This is a genomic window from Alteromonas sp. PRIM-21, from assembly GCF_027563165.1.
GTDB lineage: Bacteria > Pseudomonadota > Gammaproteobacteria > Enterobacterales > Alteromonadaceae > Alteromonas > Alteromonas macleodii_A.
The window spans coordinates 140157-159959 of sequence record NZ_JADOEK010000006.1 but is presented as its reverse complement, the minus strand read 5'-3'; the positions used below and the strand labels follow the sequence as shown (position 1 = coordinate 159959).

The following is a 19803-nucleotide window of genomic DNA, read 5'->3' as shown; positions in this document are numbered from 1 at the left end:
TATTAAAAATTTTGGCCGTAAGTATACGGTGACAGCAGCAAAATAAAAACGCTTTACGACCCATGTCGTACTAATCTCTTTATTTTTCGCAAAATTTTGCTGCTTTTTAACAAAAAAAATGGCCCCGACGGGCCATTTTTCGCTACTACGCTTTGTCGTTGTAGCTTAAGCACATTTCAACTTCATCTTTCGAGCCGATAATGCAAGGTACGCGCTGGTGAATTTCTTCAGGCATAACTTCTAGAATACGGCCATTACCCGTTTCCGCTTTACCACCGGCTTGCTCCATCAAAAATGCCATTGGGTTTGCCTCGTAAAGCAAACGCAACTTACCTGGCTTTGACGGGTCTCTGTTATCAAATGGATACATAAAGATTCCACCACGACATAGTAAACGGTGAATATCACCCACCATAGCCGCTACCCAGCGCATGTTAAAGTCTTTGCCACGAGGACCTTCTTTACCCGCTAGTAGATCAGCAATATATGCTTGCATTGCCGGTTCCCAATGACGCTGGTTAGACGCGTTAATCGAGAACTCAGACGTTTCTTCTGGCACTTGAATATTCGGGTGAGTAAGTAGGAAGCCGCCGTGAGTTTTATCAAGGGTATAGATATGCGTACCGCGACCTGTAGTTAGCGCTAACATTGTAGACGGGCCATACAGTACATAACCTGCTGCAACCATTTGTGTACCTGGCTGCAAGAACGCAGACGGGTCATCTGGCTTCATCCACTGCGGTGCATGGGTAATAGAGAATATAGTACCAATTAAGCTATTAATTTCAGTGTTTGACGAACCATCTAACGGGTCGAAGCTCACTAAGTAGTTACCTTCCGGATTGCACGGAACAACATCGTCTTCTTCTTCAGACGAAATGGCTTTAACGTAACCAGATTCCCTTAGTGTATCTTTTAGAATGTGGTTTGAAATAACGTCGAGCTTTTTCTGCGTTTCGCCCTGTACGTTTTCTGAAAGAGTTGAACCGAGCACGCCAGCAAGTGCGCCTTGACTCACGCGGAAAGAAATTTCTTTACAGCCCGCTAGCAGTGTACGAATGAGTAGTATTAACTCAAGCGGTGCACCGTCTTGTTGCAATTGGGAATTTAAACGTTTCATTGAATGTAAGCCTTTTTTTATGTGTAGGGTGTTGTACTTGCAGTCGCTCAGCTTTCCTTACCGGCGTTTATCTGAAGCACACACAGGTTTTGAGCCTGTGGTTAGATTGTAACCGTGTTCTTTGCTAAGTGGAACACACCTTCAAAAAGTCATTCACACACCATACCAGTTTGAAAGCTGCGAATATTCAAATATTTGCTTTAAACAAGTGCTGGCGACCACTATTAATCGATGAAAATTGAATTATCTATCGGTCGTTGGGTTCTGATACAGTACGCCAATAACATGATAATTCACCGAGAATGCGCTATGCATGTACATATTTTAGGCATTTGTGGAAGTTTTATGGGTGGCATCGCCGCCATTGCTAAATCACTAGGCCACAAGGTTACAGGCTCAGATAAAAACGTTTATCCCCCCATGAGCACTCAGCTTGAAGCACTAGGCATCGAGCTTACGGAAGGCTATTGCGAAAGCCAATTTGATCCAGCGCCAGATATGGTAGTGATTGGTAACGCCATGTCGCGCGGCAATCCGGCGGTAGAGTACGTGCTAAACCGCAATTTACCTTATACCAGCGGCCCGCAATGGCTACTTGATAACTTACTCAAAGATCGTTGGGTAATTGGCCTATCTGGTACCCACGGTAAAACGACAACCAGCAGTATGGTAGCGTGGATTTTAGAACACGCAGGTCTCAACCCTGGTTATTTGATTGGCGGCGTTCCAGAGAACTTTGGCGTATCGGCCCGCGTGGGTGAAAGCCCCTTTTTTGTCATAGAAGCCGACGAATACGACAGCGCATTTTTCGATAAACGTTCTAAGTTTGTGCACTATCGCCCGAAAACTTTGGTTATCAACAACCTTGAGTTCGATCATGCCGATATTTTTGCCGACCTTGCAGCTATACAAACCCAGTTTCACCATTTGGTTCGTATGGTGCCAGAAAATGGGCTTATTCTTACCCCAAACAACACCCCTGCCATTGAAGATATGTTAAAGAAAGGCTGCTGGTCTTGTCGCCAATCACTGGGCAAAGAGTGGCATGCTGAACTGTTGAAGAAAGACGGCAGTGGATTCAATGTACTACATAACGGTGTTAACGTGGGAACCGTAACCTGGTCACTTGTAGGTCAACACAATGTAGACAACGCTTTAATGGCAATAGCAGCAGCCCACCATGCAGGTGTTACATTGTCTGACGCAATAGCAGCGCTTTCATTTTTCAAAAATGTTAAGCGCCGCATGGAAGTCAAGGGCGAAGTCAACGGCATCACGCTTTATGATGACTTTGCACACCACCCTACCGCAATAGCAACTACACTGGATGGGCTGCGCAAAAAAGTAGGTAATGCCCGTATTCTTGCCGTGCTAGAGCCGCGTTCCAACACAATGAAAATGGGTGTACACAAAGATACGCTGGCAAATTCGTGGCAAAAAGCCGATGAAGTTTATTTGTATGAACCTGAAGGTATGGACTGGTCGTTAGTCGATTCAGTAGCGTACAGCAATGCGCCTACTCACTGTTTCAGAGATGTAGAGAAGATCGTTCAAGACGTTTGCAACGTAGCACAACCGGGCGATCATATTCTTGTAATGAGTAACGGCGGTTTCGAAGGCATTCACGGCCGTATTCTCGACGCTTTAAAAATGAAGTCCAAACTGTAAAAAATTAGAATAACGTTATATTCGATAGACAAGCCGCAAGGCTTGTTATCAACAGAGGCTAAACCATGAAACACGACAAGCAAGTCACGCTTGCTATTACAGGTGCATCTGGCGCACCTTACGCCCTAACGCTGCTGAAATCGCTGGTTAATGCAGATTATCAAGTGTATGTACTTATCTCTTCAGCGGCCAAGGTGGTATTTGCCACTGAAGAGAACGTAAAAATACCGGGCCGCCCCGAAGACGCCGCGGCGTTTTTTACCGAGCACTGCAATGCTAAACCTGACCAAATAAAAGTGTTTGGTAAAGAAGAATGGTTTTCACCAGTGGCTTCAGGCTCGGCTGCCCCAGCAAAAATGGTGGTATGCCCGTGCTCTACAGGCACCTTATCTGCCATTAGTATCGGCGCTAGCGATAACCTTATTGAGCGCGCAGCAGATGTAGTTCTAAAAGAACGTGGCCAACTTATTTTAGTGCCACGGGAGATGCCTCTTTCTTCTATCCATTTAGAAAATATGCTTAAACTTTCACAAATGGGCGCTACTATAATGCCCGCTGCGCCAGGCTTTTATCACAATCCTAAAACTATCGATGATTTGGTGGATTTTGTTGTGGCGCGCATATTAGACCACCTGGGTATTGAGCAGTCACTCGTTGCAAGATGGGGCTATCAATCTTCAAAACATTCAGAGGATTAATCATGTTCACGTTTGCAAACAGGATTTGCGCAGTAGCGCTGAGCACACTATTTACGTTGTGCATTGCATCACCCGCCTTCGGCTGGGGACAAACAGGCCATAGAGTAACGGGTGCTATTGCCCAGCAGTACTTAAGTCCTCTTTCACATGCGGCACTTATGGAATTGCTACCACATGGTTCATTGGCTGAAGCTTCTACTCATGCTGACGAAATGCGTTCTAACCCCAGCGAATTTTGGCAAAAAACTGCTAGCCCTTGGCACTACGTATCTGTGCCTAAGGGTAAAACTTATGAAGAAGTAGGTGCACCAAAGCAAGGTGATGCAGTTACCGCGTTAAACCAATTTACCGAAACCTTAAAAAGCGACACATCCACCATTGAAGAGAAGCGCTTAGCCCTTCAGTTTATCGTGCATATTATTGGCGACTTGCATCAGCCACTGCACGCTGGAAACGGCACCGACCGCGGTGGAAACGATGTAAAAGTACGCTTTTTCTGGCAAGACTCTAACTTGCACCGCGTGTGGGATTCACAAATGCTAGATCAGCGGGACTTGTCCTATTCTGAATGGACTGAATGGCTTACACAAACCATTACCTCAGAAGACATTCGCAGCTGGGCTACTACCGACCCTATGGTATGGATTGAGGAAAGTACCGCTATACGCGATACCATTTATCCAGATGACGCAAATAACATGAGCTACGACTACTTATACAATCATCTGCCTACAGCGAAAAAGCGTTTGCAGATGGCTGGTATTCGCATCGCTATGTATTTAAACCAGGTGTTTGAAGAAGCGAACAAGTAGTTTTAAGTAACGCCGACTTCAATTCGAAGTTATTTCAGAGCTTATCAATTCGTCTTATTGGTGCTATCGGAAACTCCGCAAATAATGAAAAAACGAACGGAGGCCTTACGCCTCCGTTTTTTAATATATTCTCAAAGCAGGTAGCTTTTGGTTACTATTTAACTTTAATCTAAATCTAGCGGTTCAGGAGAAAGAATAACGCCCGTGCTATCTGCATATAGGTGGTCTTCAGGTAAAAACGTAACGCCGCCAAAGTTAACCGGTACGTCAACTTCGCCAATGCTTTCACACTCGGCATTTACAGGAATTGCAGCAACAGCCAAAACGCCAATATCCAATTCAGCAAGACTATCAACTTCACGTACGCTACCGTAAATCACAACCCCTTCCCAGTCGTTATCAATAGCGACTTGAGCAGATGATGCATCAAACAACGCGCGACGGCTTGAGCCCCCGCCATCTATCAGTAGTACTTTACCCGCACCAGGCTGAGCAAGCACACGGTCGATAAGACCTCGGTCTTCAAAGCATTTTACGGTGGTAATCTCACCACCAAAAGAATAACGGCCACCAAAGCTTGCGAAAATCGGATCTACTACGTCTACGCTGTCAGCAAACAAGTCGCATAATTCAGATGTGTTGTATTCCATTATTTTGCCTTACTAAAATTGAGAAGCGTTGAAGCTCTATGCTCGTTAGACCTAGCATAGCATTTATTCTGATGATGCAAATGGTTGATTTAGCGCGTTTCATCAAATTTTTATGTTTTGTTAAAAAAGCAGTGATTCAGCGCAGGTGTCCCTTAATTGAGCACGTATTTTGCTTCATGAATCTAGCTAAAATTATTCTGCTAATAAACTTTGTTTAATAACCACTTTCCCCGTATGTGCAAAGGGTGCTTGGCAAAAAATAGAAATTGCGTTAGATGTCAAAAAAGTTTCTTTTTTCCGTCACCCACTGGTCACAGACACACTTTAGCCTGTGCAGTAATTAACCGATAGGGGACAAGGCGATGTTGATGAAATCCTTGACCAAGTACGACACTGACTTATTTTATCGCCTCTACAAACTGACGCAAAAAAGAGACTGCAGAAGTATTGTCTGGCTGTCAAAAACAGGTGACGGCTACTTATACTTTGTTATCGGTATGCTGCTTTGGGCATTTGAGCCAGAGCACGGTGAGCTTTTCCTTTACACAGCGCTGATGGCATATGCGCTGGAATTACCCATCTATGTGCTGCTTAAGAAAATGTTCAAGCGCCCTCGCCCTTGCGATTTTCTAATGAATTTAACAGCACATGTCACGCCTTCTGATAAGTTTTCCCTACCCTCAGGCCACACCGCTGCTGCAACACTAATGGCATGTATAGTTGCGCACTATTACCCGCCTTTCACTCTACTGGCCTACTGCTGGGCCGCGCTTATCGGACTATCACGCGTGCTACTAGGTGTACATTATCCCTCTGACGTGGTCGCAGGCTCTCTACTAGGCGTAACTATTGCAACACTAAGTATTTCAATTCTGGGGTAGCATGAAATTATTGTATGGTGTGCAAGGCACCGGTAACGGACATATTGCCCGAGCTAGAATTATGGCGACGGCATTGGCTGAGCGTGACGACGTTAGCGTTGACTTTGTTTTTACTGGTCGCGCCCCTGAAAAATATTTTGATATGGAAGTGTTTGGCGAATACCGGACATACAAGGGGCTGAGCTTTATTACGAAAAGCGGGCGCGTAGACAAATGGTCTACCGTTAAAGATGCCAACATTCGACAGCTTAATAAAGATATAAAAGCATTCGATACCAGCGGTTACGATTTGTTGGTTAACGACTTTGAACCCGTAACGGCCTGGGCTGCAAAGAAACAGGGGCTACCTTCTATTTCTATCAGCCACCAAGCGGCGTTCACGTACGACGTGCCTAAAAGTGGTAATACTATTTTCGATAGTTTGATAATGAAGCTATTTGCACCTACCGAACTTCAACTAGGTGTACACTGGTATCATTTTAATCAGCCTATTATTCCGCCGTTCGTTTCAGAAAAACCCGTTGTGTCTTCCGGTAATGGCCACGTACTGGTTTACCTCCCTTTCGAAGATATCGAAGATATTCAACAAATGCTCGAGCCGCTAAGCGACCAAGTATTCGAATGCTTCCACCCAAACATCGACGAAGCGAAAGAAATGGGTCACATCCACTGGCACCCAACCTCTAAAAAGCACTTTCAAAAAGCGCTGCAGCATGCAAGTGGCGTGATTGCCAATGGCGGCTTTGAGCTATCGAGCGAAGCACTCCAGCTGGGCAAAAAGCTGTTGATTAAACCGTTACATGGGCAGTTTGAGCAGCTATCCAATGTGTTAACCCTTAACAAGTTGGATTTATGCCAGACTCTGTTTCAGCTTGATACCGATATTGTGGAAGAATGGCTCGAGGCGCCTGAAAATGAAGCCATTGCCTTTCCAGATAACCCGAACATCCTTATTGACTGGCTTAAAAATAAAGACTTTTCTGATACCAAAAGCCTCTGCGATACGCTTTGGAAAAACGTTCAATACGGCGATAAAACACAAGAACGTTTATTGGCTCTTGCAATTTAACACCGCAATGCGATGATAGCGGCATTTGTCGTATTCTTTGCGGGATTTTTCGTGCTTAAAAAGTCAGTTGTTTTCTTGCTAACACTCACAGCATTATGTGGCTGTGGTTATAAAGGGGCGCTTTATATTCCTGACGCGCCTGCACAAAACACCTCTACTGAACCAACGTCTTCTGAAAATGCAGAAGTCGATGCTTCGTCTAGCGCCAATACCCCATCCCCCGCAACTACTTCTGGAGAGCTGAACTAGTGGATTTTTTCGCCTACAGCCAAGGTCAGCTGCACGCTGAACAAGTGGCTGTTTCTGATATTGCAGCCCAGCACGGAACGCCGGTTTATATTTATTCACGCGCTACGTTAGAGCGCCATTGGCACGCATTTAATGATGCTATCGGTGAGCACCCTCACCTTGTATGTTATGCAGTAAAGGCTAACTCAAACATTGGTGTGTTGAGTGTTTTAGCGAAGTTAGGATCAGGCTTTGATATCGTTTCTGCGGGTGAACTGGCCCGTGTAATTGAAGCCGGTGGTGACGCAAGCAAAGTGGTATTTTCAGGCGTAGGCAAAAAACACGACGAGATCCGCTATGCACTAGAACAAGGCATTATGTGCTTTAACGTAGAGTCAGAGCCAGAACTTCATCGCATCAACCAAGTGGCTGGTGAAATGGGCGTACAAGCCCCTATTTCGCTTCGCATAAACCCTGATGTGGATGCTAAAACTCACCCTTATATCTCTACGGGATTGAAGGCCAACAAATTTGGTATTGCACGTGAACGCGCACTTGCTACTTATGAATTAGCTGCATCGCTACCTCATTTAAATGTGGTTGGCATGGACTGTCACATAGGCTCACAGCTTACCGAAATTGGACCTTTTGTTGATGCATTAGAGCGCTTACTTCTGCTCATTGATGAATTGGCCGAGCGCAACATTATTATTGAGCACTTAGATGTAGGTGGTGGTCTTGGCGTAACTTATAACGACGAGCAACCGCCTCATCCAAAAGCCTACGCACAAGCCATGGCTGAAAAAATGGTAGGTCGTGAAAACCTTAAGCTTATCCTTGAACCTGGCCGAGCTATTGCGGCCAACGCCGGTATCCTGGTCACCGAAGTTGAATTTATCAAAGAAGGTGAAGAGAAGAGCTTCGCCATTGTCGATGCCGCTATGAACGATTTATTGCGCCCAGCGCTCTACTCTGCATGGCAAAATATTATTCCTGTGAAAGAAGGAAGCACGGCCACACCTCGCACTTATGATGTTGTAGGACCTGTCTGCGAAACCGGTGACTTTATAGGAAAAGATCGAGAGTTAGCTATCGAACCAACCGACTTACTTGCGGTTCGAAGTGCTGGCGCCTATGGTTTTGTAATGGCCTCAAACTACAATAGCCGCTGTCGTCCAGCGGAAATTATGGTAGACGGCGACAACGCAATTGTGGTTCGCGAACGAGAAAAACAAAAAGATCTCTGGCAAGGTGAGTATAAACTTCCGTAAACTAGAGACAAACTAACAAGATAGATGCGCGTTTAATGCAGGTTCAATTTTCTAAAATGCACGGCTTGGGTAACGATTTCATGGTTATTGATAACGTTACTCAAAACGTCTTTTTCTCTAAAGAAAAAATTCAGCAATTAGCTAACCGAAACTTCGGTATTGGCTTCGACCAGCTGTTGATGGTAGAACCGCCATATGACCCTGAACAAGATTTCCACTATCGCATCTTCAATGCAGACGGCTCGGAAGTAGAACAATGCGGCAATGGCGCTCGTTGTTTTGCTCGCTTTGTTAAGCAAAAAGGCCTTATTAACCGCAACAAGATAGTGGTAAGCACCAAAGCAGGAAAAATGGTGCTTTACCTAGAAAAAGATGGTCAGGTTACCGTGAATATGGGCAAACCTGAGTTTGAACCTGCGAACATTCCGCTTACGGCCAACAAGCAAGAGAACACGTATATTTTGCGTGTGGGCGAACGCACCTTGTTTATTGGCTCGGCGTCAATGGGCAACCCTCATTGCGTTATGGAAGTAGACGATGTGAATACGGCCAATGTCGCCGAAATTGGCCCGCTTGTTGAAAAACACGAACGCTTTCCAGAAGGCGTAAACGTGGGCTTTATGCAGATAATTAACGAGTCGCATATCAAACTTCGCGTATTTGAGCGTGGTTCGGGCGAAACTTTGGCCTGCGGCAGCGGTGCATGTGCAGCAGTTGCAATTGGTCAAATACAGGGTAAATTAAGTAAAGACGTACGGGTAGACTTGCCCGGAGGCAGCTTACGTATACGCTGGCCTGGCCCAGATAACGTGTTAAAGATGACAGGGCCTGCCGAACACGTATATGACGGACATATAAATTTATGAGCGAAGTATCAGGGCAATCTAACGCCACGCAATTAATTGAGCCATTTAACGACACAACGGAATTGTCGAGTGCTGATGTGCGCGCGTTCTTATTACAAAACCCTGAGTTCTTTGCCGAACATGCCGACCTTCTCGAAAAAATTAAGCTTCCTCACGAGCACAAAGGCAGTGTTTCACTTGTTGAAATTCAAAGTGATCAGCTAAGACAAAAAGTCAGACAGCTTAATTACAAGTTAAATCAGCTTGTCACTATCGCGAAGCAAAACGAGAAAATTTATCGCGTTTATACCGATTTAAACGTACAGCTACTGCGCTGTGAAAGCGTAGCAGAAGTACAGTTTACCTTAGAAGATGTACTACAAGAGCGTTTGCAGTTGTCCTCTGCGGTGATAAAAAGCTTTAAAGGCCCTCACGCTATTCCTGAACTACAACAACGCCTGTTCACGGAGAAGCGCTTTAAAAATACCAACTTCTTCTTTGGTCGTTTGTCACAGCACGAACGTCAACTTCTTTTCGGCGAAAGCCCTGCAGAGTCTGTAGCACTAATGCTGCTTGGTGATAACCGCGAATTAGGTATTTTGGGTATTAGCAGCAGCGATGCCAGTCATTTTACGCCAGATATGGATACACTTTTGCTACAACAGCTTCAGCAAGTCCTAAATATTATCTTGCCTGAAATGATGGGATATTAGGTGCTGTGTCTACGGACGCCTTAATCAGCGAACAGTGTCAGCAATGGCTCGATAAATTTCTACTTCATTTGCAGGTAGAGCGCGGTTTATCCCTACACACCATCAAAAATTATCAGCGCCAGCTAACCGAAGTGGCAAAGCTACTTGGGCTTTACGAATGGTCTGGGCTCACGCCAAGCGATATTAAACGCGTTATGGCTGATGCCAAAATGTCTGGGCATAGCCCGCGTAGTATTGCGCTTAGACTATCGGCACTAAGAACATTCTGCCAATACCTTATCGACCATCAGCAGCTATTCAGCAACCCTGTTGAGGGCATTCAAGCCCCGAAACAAGGAAAGCCGTTACCTAAGCAACTGAGCGTGGATGAGATGCAGCAGTTACTCAATGCCTCACCTCGAAGCAGTGACGATGATGAAGGCATGCAGTTAAGAGATGTAGCCATGTTTGAGCTGCTTTATGGTTGCGGCCTGCGCTTAAGCGAACTTACCGGGCTTAATTTAGCCGACTGTTTAAAAGACGGTACGGTAAAGGTCATGGGTAAAGGAAGTAAACAACGTATACTGCCATTAGGGCGGCACGCGCAAAAAGCGCTAAACGCATGGTTAAAAGTACGCCCTGCCTACGCATCGCCGTACGAAAGTGCTGTATTTGTCAGTAAGCGTAAAACCCGTATATCGAACAGGCAGGTCGCAAATCGTTTAGATAAAATGGCGAAAGAACAGTCGCTATCGCAAAAAGTAAGCCCCCACAAACTGCGCCATTCTTTTGCTACTCACGTATTAGAATCAAGTGGCGATTTGCGTGCGGTTCAAGAGCTGTTAGGTCACGCTAACTTATCGACGACACAAGTTTATACTCACCTCGACTTCCAGCATCTCGCTAATGTATATGATGCCGCTCATCCACGGGCGCACAAGAAATAAAGCTAACCTAAGGTTTCACCATGCAGTTTTTCAGGTCTATTAACAAAATCGAGGCCATGACCTTCGACCTTGACGACACCCTTTACAATAACGAACCTATTATTCGAAGGGCCGAAGAAGCGCTTCAAGCGCATATTGCTAAGCATCATAAGTCAGCCGCTGCGTTGTCGGCTAACGACTGGCTAGCACTTAAGCAAGCTGCAATAAAAAAAGATCTGCGCTTAGCCTCTGACATGGGTCAGCTTAGGCGTGTAGTGCTTACCGCCGCACTGTCTAATACGTCTCCTGAAAAGTTAGTAACAGACCTGACCAACAGTGGTGAACTTAGTGATGCAGTAGAGGCCTGCTTCAACTGTTTTTACGATGCAAGAAGTAACTTTGAGCTTGCTGACGATGTGCACGAAGCGTTAAAGGCTGTAAGCAGTAAGCTGCCGCTTGTTGGTATTACTAACGGCAACGTAAACGCTCAAAAGGTAGGTATTGATGGTTATTTTGAAACCATTTTTCACGCCAGCACATCACGCCCCATGAAACCAGCCCGCGATATGTTTGATGAAGCGGCAGCACTATTACACATTGCACCGAAACACATTCTTCATGTTGGCGACAATATTATCAAGGATGTACAAGGAGCGGTTAACGCTGGCTATCAAGCCGCATGGTTTGCCTGTAACAGACCCATGAATTTAGCCAACGAACCTGTGAGCGTACTGCCTCACGTAGCACTAGACAATCTCAACGAGTTAACCCACTTCCTATGAATAAAGGGGTCAGAGTACTTTAATAGCTTAAATGTGGGGTCAGAGTACTTTAAACTTTTACGAAGCATAAAACGGGAAATGTACTCTGACCCCATATCTTAGTTGTCTTCTAGTACATTTTGGCGCATGGATTCGCAGGGGCTTTGACAAACCGGTCTCCCAACCACTTTGGCTGGAACGCCCACCACGGTAACGTGTGCTGGAACACTGTTAAGTACAACGCTGCCAGCGCCGACTTTCGAGCCTTCGCCGATTTCGATATTTCCTAAAATCTTAGCGCCTGCGCCAATTAACACGCCTTGGCGAATTTTGGGGTGACGGTCGCCCGACTCATTACCCGTACCACCTAACGTAACGCTCTGCAAAATAGACACGTTATCTTCTACTACCGCAGTCTCACCCACCACAATACCGGTAGCGTGATCGAACATAACACCCTTACCAATTCGCGCTGCTGGGTGAATATCTACACCAAAGCTTGATGAGTTACGGCTTTGCAAGAATAAAGCTAACTGGTGGCGCCCGTGAAGCCAAAGGTAGTGCGCCATTCGGTGTACCTGCACGGCATGGAAACCTTTGAAGTGCAGCAAAGGAGTAAGGTAATCGTTCACTGCGGCATCCCGCGCATTAATCGCCATAATATCGGCAATGGCTGCCTCGCTAATACCTGGCTCTAACAAGTAGGCTTCGTCGAACACCTCTCGTATAGCAAGCGCAGGCATCACGTCATCTGCCATTTTGTTTGACAAAATGAAGCTTAGCGACGACTCGAAATTATGGTGCGCAAGAACACTGGCGTGCACATAGCTAGATAGCAAAGGTTCGTTTTCAGCAACAATTTGCGCTTCTTGTTTGAGCGTCGACCAGAAATCGATGGGCGTAGAGAGTGCGGTCATGAGCATATCCCGTTAATGTGCTGTTAGTGAGCTGGTTGTGTGCCAATGTACGTCGTTAAAAAATTGGGGCCGTGTGCTTTTTCAGCTTGCCTAAAATGGCTTAACTTTTTGACTAACTCTCGCCTTGTATGAAAGTGCAGAGGTTGCCAAAGTAAAAGAGCAGAAAGTTTACCCGAGTTTGGCATGTAGCAATACCGATGTGATACCTGCCAAGCGCATAATTCGATCAATTTATCGTATTAATTCGTTATAGCTAATAACTGTATCTTTCATTTGTGAACCTTTGGGCCTGCCTTTGGCAACATTAAGCACTGTAACAATTTAATTAGAACGGTTAAAACACCTATTTCTTTCATTAAAAGCCCCGTATAACTGCACATCTTAAATACCCAAATAACCGCGCTTTTACTTAACGAAAACGGTAAAAAACTGGACTGTATAAATTAACAGGCTGATGGCATAATAGCGTGCTGCTGAATGTGTAACAATATCAACTTACAGGTGCCAACTATGGATGTATCTCGACTGCTAGACGAGCTTAACGACAAACAGCGTGAAGCAGTAGCAGCCCCATTGTCTAATGCTCTAGTATTAGCTGGCGCAGGTAGTGGTAAAACCCGTGTATTAGTGCATCGCATTGCGTGGTTGATGGAAGTCGAAAACATCGCACCTTTTTCTATTCTCGCGGTTACCTTTACCAATAAGGCAGCGAAAGAAATGCGTGGCCGTATTGAATCATTAATGGGTCGCAGCCTACACAATATGTGGATTGGTACCTTCCACGGGCTTGCACATCGCCTATTACGCGCACACCACGCTGAAGCTAACTTGCCTGAAAACTTTCAGATTATCGATTCTGACGATCAGTACCGTTTGATTCGCCGCATTCTAAAAGCCATGAATTTAGATGAAAAGCATTGGGCCCCTCGTCAAATCCAGTGGTACATAAACGGTAATAAAGACGAAGGCCTGCGTCCTCAGCATATCGAGACCCATGGCGATCATATCCAAAAGACCATGCGGGAAGTCTACGCTGCATATCAAGACGCCTGCGACCGTTCAGGCTTAGTTGATTTTGCCGAGCTATTGCTACGTGCTCATGAGCTATGGGCAAAGAACCCTGAAGTGTTGTCTCACTATCAGCGCCGTTTCCGTGCTGTGTTAGTTGACGAGTTCCAAGATACCAACAACATCCAATATGCATGGCTTCGTATGCTGTGTAGCGGCGACAATAACAACATTATGATTGTTGGCGACGACGATCAGTCTATTTACGGCTGGCGCGGTGCAAACGTAGATAATATTCAGCATTTTCTAAAAGACTTTAATGAGCCTACCACTATTCGTCTTGAGCAGAATTACCGTTCTACCGGGAACATTCTGAAAGCAGCGAATACGGTTATCGACAATAATACAGGCCGTTTAGGGAAAGAACTGTGGACAGAAGACGCGCAGGGTGAGCTTATCTCTGTCTATGCCGGTTTTAACGAACTCGACGAAGCCCGCTTCATTGTTTCAAAAATTAAAGACTGGCTAAATCAAGGCAACGCCCTTAGTGATACCGCGATTCTTTACAGAAACAACGCCCAGTCCCGTGTATTGGAAGAAGCTTTATTACACGAAGGGTTAGCCTATCGCATTTACGGCGGTTTGCGCTTCTTCGAACGCCAAGAAATTAAAGATGCCCTTGGCTATATGCGCATGGTGAGCCACCCCCACGATGACGCGGCTTTTGAACGTGTGGTAAACACCCCAAGCCGCGGTATTGGCGAGAAAACCCTTTCGCAAGTACGCGACACTGCACGTATGCATAACTGTTCTATGTGGCAAGCCAGCCAGCTGCTTATAAACGAAGGTGGCTTTAAAGGCCGTGCGTTAAACGCTATGCAAAGCTTTGTATTACTAATTACAGAGCTTGAACAAGCCACATTAGACGAGCCGCTTGACCAACAAGCCGATAAAGCTATTCGCCAGTCTGGTCTTTACGCCATGTACCAGGCTGAGCGTGGTGAAAAGGCCCAAGCACGACTGGAAAACTTAGAAGAACTGGTCAGTGCTTGTAAAACCTTTATCGTCCCTGAAGAAGCGGAAGAAATGTCGCCTCTGGCCGCGTTTTTGGCCCACGCTTCCCTGGAAGCAGGCGAAACTCAGGCGGACAAAGACCAAGATGCGGTGCAGATGATGACTATCCACACTGCAAAAGGCCTTGAATTTCCGTTGGTGTTCTTAGCTGGCGTGGAAGAAGGAATGTTCCCTAGCCAGATGACCAACGACGAACCCGGTCGAATGGAAGAAGAACGCAGACTTTGCTATGTTGGTATGACTCGCGCTATGCAAAAGTTGTATATCACTTACGCAGAAAGTCGTCGATTATATGGTCAAGATAAGTATCATACGGCTTCGCGCTTTATTCGCGAGATGCCAGCAGATTGTGTGGAAGAAGTCAGGCTTAAATCCACCATCTCGCGACCTGTACATAACCGCTTTAGCCAAGCAACCTCGCACGCCAGTTTTGAAGAAACAGGCTTTAGTTTAGGTGAGCGCGTAGTGCATCGTAAATTCGGGGAAGGCATTGTGCTTAACTACGAAGGTAGTGGTGAGCATGGCCGAGTTCAAGTAAACTTCGATGAGTTTGGCAGCAAATGGCTGGTACTTGCTTACGCAAAGCTGGAGAAAGCGTAACGTTATTAATTGGCAAGGTAGCCTAACTCTAAGTTGGAATGTATGCAGCAACACGTGCTGATCATCGAAAATGGTGAAGGCAACCTTGAACTTATCGCGAAATTAGTACGCCGTTCGAGCCTTACGCCCGTGGGCGCAACCTCGCTCACCGAAGGAAAGGCACGCTTTGCACAAGAAATTCCTGAAAGTTTTTTGTGCGCCATTGTTGCTTACTCATTACCCGATGCGCCAAAAGGTGAAGCCATCGACTTTGCCGTTGAATCCTTCATTCCTACCATTGCAACAACAGAAAACCTAGACAATGCTATTCGCGACAAAGTGCTTGAGCGGGATGTTGTCGATTACATTCCCAAAGAAAATTCACAAAACTACGACTACCTAAACCGGCTAATAAGCCGCCTTGAAAAAAACAAATCTACCGGCGTTGTGGTGGTAAGCACCAATCGTGTTTTGCGCTCAAAAACGGTTTCATTGCTTCAGCGACATAACTTTATTGCCTTCGAATGTTTAACAGCTACCGACGCAATGCAATGCCTCTCTGAGCATAAAAATGTGCGTCTTGTTATTACCGATAACACGCTACCCGACATGACGGGCACTCATTTTGTGGCAAGCTTGAGAAAAGCGTTCTCTAAAGAACAGCTAGCCATAATGGGCATTGCTGGAGGAAAAGGCATGTTAATGTCTGCGCACTTTATCAAAAGCGGCGCTAATGACTTCTTACGCGTACCTTACTGCCATGAAGAGTTTTTGTGTCGCGTAATGCAAAACGTGGAATATATCGAAAGTGTTGAAGAAATACGCCGCGTAGCGAATACGGATTATTTAACCGGTCTACCCAACAGACGCCACTTCTTTTACATGGTCACGGTACAGCATCAAAATTTATCTGACGATCATGCCTTGGCACTTATCGACCTAGACTTCTTTAAGTCAATTAACGATACCCATGGCCATGACGCCGGTGACATAGTGCTAAAGGCCATGGCAGCACTTATTGAGTTTTATTTCCCGGATGAAATTATTTCACGCTTTGGTGGTGAAGAATTTTGTATTTACATGCCTTCAACGCCTCTTGATGAAGCCTGCGAACGCTTGGAAGATTTCAGAAAAGTAGTAGAAGCTGAAGTTATCCAGCTTCCCAAAACCGATATAAAAGTTACTTGCAGCATTGGAGCAAGTGGCGCCCACACTCAGCGTGTAGATAAGCTACTAAGCCTTGCCGACAAGCAGCTGTACGCCGCCAAAAATAGTGGGCGCAACCAGGTGAAGTGCGAGCCGCCCGATGCACCTCACCAGGAGCAAGGGTCATTGCTTTAACTTTTGAGCTTTTCGTTGGCTGCGGTAATTAACCAACGAGTCGGCACTAAACAAAATTAGTGCAAGCCACACAAACCCGAACGTAACCAAACGCGACTCTTCAAGAGGCTCGCCATAAAGATAGACGGCTAATATGAACATGAGCGTTGGCCCTATGTACTGAAAAAAGCCTAAGGTTGAATACATAATGCGTCGCGCAGCAGCGGTAAAGCAAAGCAGCGGCGCTGTAGTAACAATGCCTGCCGCTAAAATAAGGGCGTTTAGGGTGGCATCATTATTAAATAAGTTGCTGTATTCAGAACCAAAGAATACCCAGTAGCCAATAGCTAGTGGCGACAACATTAAGGTTTCAATGAAAAGACCCGGTAGCGAGTCTACCGCTACCTGCTTACGTAACAAGCCATACACGCTGAAGCTTCCAGCAAGCACTAAGGCAATCCAAGGCACGTGGCCGTAAGAGAAAACAAGAATCGCCACACCAATAACAGCAAGCCCAACCGCTACGCGCTGCAAATTGCGCAATTTCTCGCCCAAGAATAGCCGACCTAAGAAAACGTTGATGAGAGGGTTAATGTAATAGCCCAAGCTTGCATCAAGAATATGGTCGTTATTAATCGCCCAGATGAACAAAAGCCAGTTTGCTCCTAGCAGCAGACCAGCTACGAACAAAATCTGCATAACCCGCTTGTTACGAAGCGCTGCCCCCACTTTTGGCCATTGTTTTAGTGCAGCGATAAGCCCAACTAAAAGCACAACAGACCAAATTACTCTGTGCATGAGTATTTCAGCGGCGGGTAATACCATTAACTGTTTGAAATAAACAGGTGCAACACCCCACATACTGTATGCGGCAATCGCGCAAATAACGCCGACTTGGGCGGCACTGGCTTGCTTGGACACGGCTGGCTCCAACGAGATTCAGGGTAAGAAGGCGCGTATTGTTTATCAGGCTAGATGAATACACAAGCCTTAGTGGTTTCCAATGCGGCAAAGGGTGTAAACTGCGCGAAATGTTTAGCATAAAGACCACACTGAATGTGATAAGCCACCTCTTGCTTATAAGCTGTGGCCCATAAGCATGCGGCCTTTATGCAATATTTAAGTATACTTCTGTAAACGCGTTACAAAAGAAAGAGCGTTCCCAAACCCAAAAACGCCACAAAACCTACAATATCGGTGACAGTAGTCAGTATGACCGAACCAGACAGTGCAGGGTCTATTTTTAGCTTGTCCAAAATGACAGGTACAAACACGCCAGCCAAAGCAGCAGCCACAATATTGAACAGTATGGCTAAACAAATCACCAAACCAAGCATAGCGTCAGTGAACCAGAAATAAGCAACAACGCCTATTACCAGCGCCCAAATAACACCGTTCACCCCGCCTACCTTCAGCTCTTTAACCATTAGCGCCCGTAAATTGGCTGGTGTCACCTGTCCCAGTGCAAGACCTCGTACAATCAAGGTAAGCGTTTGGCTGCCTGCAATGCCGCCCATACTTGCCACCACGGGCATTAACACCGCAAGGGCCACCACTTGCTGCAGCGTACCTTCAAACAGCCCAATAAACCAAGATGCCATAAACGCGGTAAGCAGGTTTATGCCAAGCCACAAGGCGCGGTTTTTCGCACTTTTTGCTACAGGCGAGAATAAATCTTCGTCCTCATCCATACCGGCCGACGCCATCACCTGGCGTTCGTAAAATTCATTGACCAGTTCGCTCGCCGAGGACACATCTAAACGACCTAAAAGTTTGTTGTTCTCATCAACCACCGGCAGCGACGCCAAACCTGAACGCTGTACAAGGAGCGACGCATTCATGGTGTCATCCGCTCCCTGAATAGTGGTCACGTTTTCTTCAGATAAATCAAATAGCGAAACGTGATCTTGTGCATTAAACAGGTGACTTATTTTAACCAAGGCAGAAAACTGACCCGACCGGTTCACAAGAAAGATACTGTCACAGTGCTGAGGTATATCCCGTCTTAATAGGCGTAAACCCTCTCGCACTTTAGCATTCGACGGCAGCACTAACTGTTCGTGGTTGACCCAATGCCCTATTTGATTATCGGGAAATTGAGTGGCTTCTCTGAAGTACTTTCGCTCTTTGGAGTCGAGCGACTCATACGCCATATCCACAAGGCGCTTTGGCAGTGAATCAAGTAGTTCCAATAAATCTTCGGCGTCAATATCAGCAAATATCGACGCCCATTCATTGTGGGGCGTATTGTCGATAAGGATTTCACGAGGGTCGCTACGCATCTCAACAAGCACATCGAGCTTACGGTCGCGAGAGATGCCATCCCAAACGGCTAGACGCTCTTCAACGGGCAGCGATTCTAGCAGCGATGCAATATAGACTTCATCTTGCCCGCTTAAAGCAGCCAGTAAAGTAGCCGGATCGTCAGCCATACTTTCGGTAACAATCTCTTCTATTAAATCCGGTAATGGCTCTGCCATGCTACACCTCCTATTTTACCGCTAACTTCCTTTACACGCATAAGCACTGACGTTAATGGGTGGTGCAGACCTATCAATAAGAATGCTATCCCAGCATATAAGTACCTGTGCCGAAGGCGATATGATCGCTTTTTTCGTTGTGTAATTCCATTCTGCAAACCACTAGTTTACTACCCTTGCGTATAATCGACGCCGTTGCGATAAAGCGCTCGCCACGTCCTGGACGCAAATAGTCAACACGCATATCAACTGTGCCCATGGTCGGCAATCTAATCTGCAAATCTGCAAGGTGCTCTTCTGGGGTCTGCTTTATGGTCTCTAAAATTGAAACTAAACCACCGATGGTGTCTAGCATAGTCGCTGTTACGCCGCCGTGTAGAATTTTTTGCAAAGGATTGCCGGTAAGCGTAGGTTGCCAATTGAGGTGCAACGAAATCTGTGTATCTAGACCGGTACCTTGCGTAACAAATTCCAAGCCTAATAGCTGATTAAAGGGCATGTTATCACGAAAAAGCGCAATGACATGATCGATCATAATTTGGTGGTCTAATTTCTTATTATCTCTAGTCTCTTCATTGATTGGCATTGTGTAATCCACTTACTGTGAAAGTACCCACAACATTACTACTGAACATTACTAGCAAGGAAATTCTTTCAACCAATATTATCTAATCAGGTTCGTTTATGTGACTTTACGCCTTTCGTTGGTTCCGCACCTTCACGTCACACAATTTGTTCAAAAAGCACACGGCCCTGTTTATTTGAATGGTGATTACCCGTGTCATCGCTACATTTTAGTCTAGT

19 protein-coding genes are annotated in these 19803 nt (G+C 45.8%); 13 read left to right on the top strand and 6 right to left on the bottom strand.

What is annotated here, in order from left to right:
- Positions 1–145: 145 nt before the first annotated feature.
- Positions 146–1120 (bottom strand): class 1 fructose-bisphosphatase, encoded by a 975-nt coding sequence (locus tag IW644_RS10820; protein WP_179982017.1) that lies wholly within the window; start codon positions 1118–1120, stop codon positions 146–148.
- A gap of 309 nt (positions 1121–1429) precedes the next feature.
- On the opposite strand from IW644_RS10820, the gene mpl reads away from it, so the two are divergent.
- The 3 genes from mpl (at position 1430) to IW644_RS10805 (ending at position 4298) form a co-directional block, all read left to right on the top strand.
- Positions 1430–2788: a UDP-N-acetylmuramate:L-alanyl-gamma-D-glutamyl-meso-diaminopimelate ligase gene (mpl, locus tag IW644_RS10815; RefSeq protein WP_269917605.1), complete on the top strand. Its 1359-nt coding sequence runs from the start codon at positions 1430–1432 to the stop codon at positions 2786–2788.
- 65 nt (positions 2789–2853) lie between these two features.
- The gene (locus IW644_RS10810; protein WP_014975357.1) at positions 2854–3486 is read left to right on the top strand and encodes a flavin prenyltransferase UbiX; all 633 of its coding nucleotides are present in this window, start codon (positions 2854–2856) and stop codon (positions 3484–3486) included.
- A gap of 2 nt (positions 3487–3488) precedes the next feature.
- A complete protein-coding gene (locus tag IW644_RS10805) occupies positions 3489–4298 on the top strand; it encodes a S1/P1 nuclease (protein ID WP_269917604.1) in 810 nt (269 codons plus the stop codon).
- A gap of 164 nt (positions 4299–4462) precedes the next feature.
- Here the strand turns inward: IW644_RS10805 and rraA are convergent, their stop codons facing one another.
- Positions 4463–4948 (bottom strand): ribonuclease E activity regulator RraA, encoded by a 486-nt coding sequence (rraA, locus tag IW644_RS10800; RefSeq protein ID WP_179982013.1) that lies wholly within the window; start codon positions 4946–4948, stop codon positions 4463–4465.
- A gap of 368 nt (positions 4949–5316) precedes the next feature.
- On the opposite strand from rraA, the gene IW644_RS10795 reads away from it, so the two are divergent.
- Genes IW644_RS10795 through IW644_RS10760 form a run of 8 tightly spaced genes read left to right on the top strand, consistent with a single transcriptional unit; the run spans position 5317 to position 11642 of the window.
- Entirely contained in the window at positions 5317–5829 is a 513-nt protein-coding gene (locus IW644_RS10795) for a phosphatase PAP2 family protein (protein ID WP_269917603.1), read from the top strand.
- 1 nt (position 5830) lies between these two features.
- On the top strand, positions 5831–6898 hold the full coding sequence (locus IW644_RS10790; protein WP_269917602.1) for an MJ1255/VC2487 family glycosyltransferase: 1068 nt from the start codon (positions 5831–5833) through the stop codon (positions 6896–6898).
- Between the two features lie 51 nt (positions 6899–6949).
- Positions 6950–7147, top strand: coding sequence for an LPS translocon maturation chaperone LptM (gene lptM, locus IW644_RS10785; protein WP_232091082.1), 198 nt, complete (start codon positions 6950–6952; stop codon positions 7145–7147).
- Positions 7147–8397, top strand: a complete 1251-nt coding sequence (gene lysA, locus IW644_RS10780) for a diaminopimelate decarboxylase (protein ID WP_269917601.1) — start codon at positions 7147–7149, stop codon at positions 8395–8397. The genes lptM and lysA overlap by 1 nt, the downstream gene beginning before the upstream one ends.
- A gap of 35 nt (positions 8398–8432) precedes the next feature.
- On the top strand, positions 8433–9263 hold the full coding sequence (gene dapF / locus IW644_RS10775) for a diaminopimelate epimerase (RefSeq protein WP_179982008.1): 831 nt from the start codon (positions 8433–8435) through the stop codon (positions 9261–9263).
- Complete coding sequence (locus IW644_RS10770) at positions 9260–9955, top strand: DUF484 family protein (protein WP_269917600.1); 696 nt, start codon at positions 9260–9262, stop codon at positions 9953–9955. Before dapF ends, IW644_RS10770 begins: the two co-directional genes overlap by 4 nt.
- 5 nt (positions 9956–9960) lie before the next feature.
- On the top strand, positions 9961–10881 hold the full coding sequence (xerC, locus tag IW644_RS10765; RefSeq protein ID WP_269917599.1) for a tyrosine recombinase XerC: 921 nt from the start codon (positions 9961–9963) through the stop codon (positions 10879–10881).
- A 20-nt stretch (positions 10882–10901) separates the two neighbouring features.
- Positions 10902–11642 (top strand): HAD-IA family hydrolase, encoded by a 741-nt coding sequence (locus IW644_RS10760; protein WP_269917598.1) that lies wholly within the window; start codon positions 10902–10904, stop codon positions 11640–11642.
- Positions 11643–11740: 98 nt separating this feature from the next.
- Here the strand turns inward: IW644_RS10760 and cysE are convergent, their stop codons facing one another.
- Positions 11741–12538, bottom strand: coding sequence for a serine O-acetyltransferase (gene cysE / locus IW644_RS10755; RefSeq protein ID WP_179982004.1), 798 nt, complete (start codon positions 12536–12538; stop codon positions 11741–11743).
- A 510-nt stretch (positions 12539–13048) separates the two neighbouring features.
- On the opposite strand from cysE, the gene uvrD reads away from it, so the two are divergent.
- Positions 13049–15220, top strand: coding sequence for a DNA helicase II (gene uvrD, locus IW644_RS10750; protein ID WP_269917597.1), 2172 nt, complete (start codon positions 13049–13051; stop codon positions 15218–15220).
- Positions 15221–15262: 42 nt separating this feature from the next.
- On the top strand, positions 15263–16540 hold the full coding sequence (locus tag IW644_RS10745; RefSeq protein WP_269917596.1) for a GGDEF domain-containing response regulator: 1278 nt from the start codon (positions 15263–15265) through the stop codon (positions 16538–16540).
- On the opposite strand, the gene rarD is transcribed toward IW644_RS10745, so the two are convergent.
- The 3 genes from rarD to IW644_RS10730 form a co-directional block, all read right to left on the bottom strand.
- The gene (gene rarD / locus IW644_RS10740) at positions 16529–17440 is read right to left on the bottom strand and encodes an EamA family transporter RarD (RefSeq protein ID WP_269917595.1); all 912 of its coding nucleotides are present in this window, start codon (positions 17438–17440) and stop codon (positions 16529–16531) included. The two genes, IW644_RS10745 and rarD, sit on opposite strands and share 12 nt — an antisense overlap.
- Before the next feature lie 221 nt (positions 17441–17661).
- Positions 17662–18999: a magnesium transporter gene (locus tag IW644_RS10735; protein ID WP_269917594.1), complete on the bottom strand. Its 1338-nt coding sequence runs from the start codon at positions 18997–18999 to the stop codon at positions 17662–17664.
- Positions 19000–19084: 85 nt separating this feature from the next.
- Positions 19085–19585, bottom strand: coding sequence for a thioesterase family protein (locus tag IW644_RS10730; protein ID WP_269917593.1), 501 nt, complete (start codon positions 19583–19585; stop codon positions 19085–19087).
- Positions 19586–19803 lie beyond the last annotated feature (218 nt).